This is a genomic window from Vibrio genomosp. F10 str. 9ZD137 (assembly GCF_049974785.1).
In the GTDB taxonomy this organism is placed as follows: Bacteria; Pseudomonadota; Gammaproteobacteria; order Enterobacterales; family Vibrionaceae; genus Vibrio.
In genome coordinates, this window is record NZ_JBNGCJ010001033.1 from 1 (window position 1) to 1,590 (window position 1,590).

The 1,590-nt window shown below is 44.8% G+C and carries 2 protein-coding genes and 2 pseudogenes; 2 read left to right on the forward strand and 2 right to left on the reverse strand.

From position 1 onward, the window contains the following. Both ACP45E_RS21995 and ACP45E_RS22000 read right to left on the reverse strand, forming a co-directional pair. A pseudogene (locus ACP45E_RS21995) lies at positions 1–209 on the reverse strand (TAXI family TRAP transporter solute-binding subunit); the annotation flags it as partial. Positions 210–422: 213 nt separating this feature from the next. Then, a complete protein-coding gene (locus ACP45E_RS22000; protein ID WP_017038368.1) occupies positions 423–824 on the reverse strand; it encodes a hypothetical protein in 402 nt (133 codons plus the stop codon). Here ACP45E_RS22000 and ACP45E_RS22005 point away from each other — a divergent pair. Both ACP45E_RS22005 and ACP45E_RS22010 read left to right on the forward strand, forming a co-directional pair. Beyond that, positions 792–1,133 carry a hypothetical protein gene (locus ACP45E_RS22005; RefSeq protein ID WP_141707488.1) on the forward strand — a complete coding sequence of 114 codons (342 nt, stop codon included), beginning with the start codon at positions 792–794 and terminating at the stop codon, positions 1,131–1,133. The genes ACP45E_RS22000 and ACP45E_RS22005 overlap by 33 nt on opposite strands. A 203-nt stretch (positions 1,134–1,336) precedes the next feature. Further along, positions 1,337–1,590, forward strand: a pseudogene (locus ACP45E_RS22010) (isoaspartyl peptidase/L-asparaginase); the annotation flags it as partial.

Here is a 1,590-nt window from a genome sequence, read left to right on the forward strand (position 1 = left end):
CTATTTATCCTGCCATAGTCAGCAATCAATACTTCCATGGCACCGCGTCGACCAGAGCTTGGGTTACCAATGTTAACCCGTTTACCTTTTAGGTCTTCAAATTTTTTGCTGCCGCTGTACGCGCGATATTGCCAATCTGACTGGGCAATACCTAAATCAGGTTCACACGCACGAGTGGTGTTGATGTTATAAATTGAGCCGCCGGTACTTCACATTTACAGGCGAAGCTGCCTATATATTGAAAGCTACCTATATATTGAAGCTTGCGTATAAATTGAAAGCAGCATAGAGAGAGAAACCAGTTCGATAGACAACCCCGCTAGTGGTACAGATCAGAAAGGAACGCACCCAAGAGTGCGTCTCATCAGCGCCAAAAGCAAAAGCAAAAGCAAAAACGTTATCGAGTTACGGGCTCAATAACGCTAGGGCAGCTGTTCAAATTTATCATGAAGAAAGTTAAGCAGCTCTTTCGTTTTTCTTGGCATAAACTGTTTTGATGGATAGACACCGTAAATGGGGCCTGGCGTTTCTACTTGATAGGAAGGTAATAGTTTGACTAGATGGCCTTTTTTTACAAACTCATCGCCATAGAGAGTGGGTAGGGCGCTAATAACGGGATTGTGCATTAGACCTTGTGTCAATGGCCCAAAATCGTTCGCATAGATTCGATAATTAGTGTTAATCGTGTACGAATTCTTACCTTTGAAGAGGGTCCAACCTTTGGCTAAGTAAGGCAAGGTGAACGCATTGGCGTGATCGAGGTCTTCTGGTTTTTTTTGCAGCGGGTTTTGATGAACCCAAGACTGACTGGCGTAGATATTCATCTTCGTATCGTAGAGCTTTCTTGCGATGGTTCAGTAGTCATTTTGTCGGCTTACGGCCATTCACCAGGTCACCAAGTTTTGTATGTCGATTTACCAAATTATGGGCCAGTTGTATTGTCTGGAGACCTGTACCACACACGGAAAAATCGACGTATACGAGCCATTCCAGTCTTCAATCAGCCGATGCAAAGTAAAAAAGCGTTTGAAAAGATAGAGAAGATCATCGCGGAGGCAGGGGCTGAATTATGGATAGGCCACGATCTCGACGAGTTTAATCAACGTAAACTGCTCCCGTATATTTACCGCTAACCGGGGGGCACTCGTGAAGTAGAAAAGCGTTTCTAGACTGGTCGATATGATATAGGCGCTCAGAGGAGCGCCTTTATGTCGTCAATGGAATGGTGCTCCTTGATTGGTCAACCGTTCCAAGTCTCAATGAAACGACAAATGTTTATGCCGAACTTTGATATAACTATTAAACGGTAGGAAGTTAAACAAAGGCAAGGGAAACTATGTTTAAAGAAACGCTGTTAACGTTAGGTATCGCTCTTACGGCTTATTCGGCTCAGGCCAATACTCAAATTGGCGATGTCGCCGATAGTGTTTCGCCAGAGTTTACCAGTAAAGTCTCTGATAAACAGAGCGTTATTGCTCACCAATATATGGTTGCGGCCGCTCACCCTCTTGCTGTCGAAGCTGGGTATGAAGTGCTTAAAAAGGGCGGTTCTGCGGCTGATGCGCTGGTGGCTGTTCAGACGGTACTTGG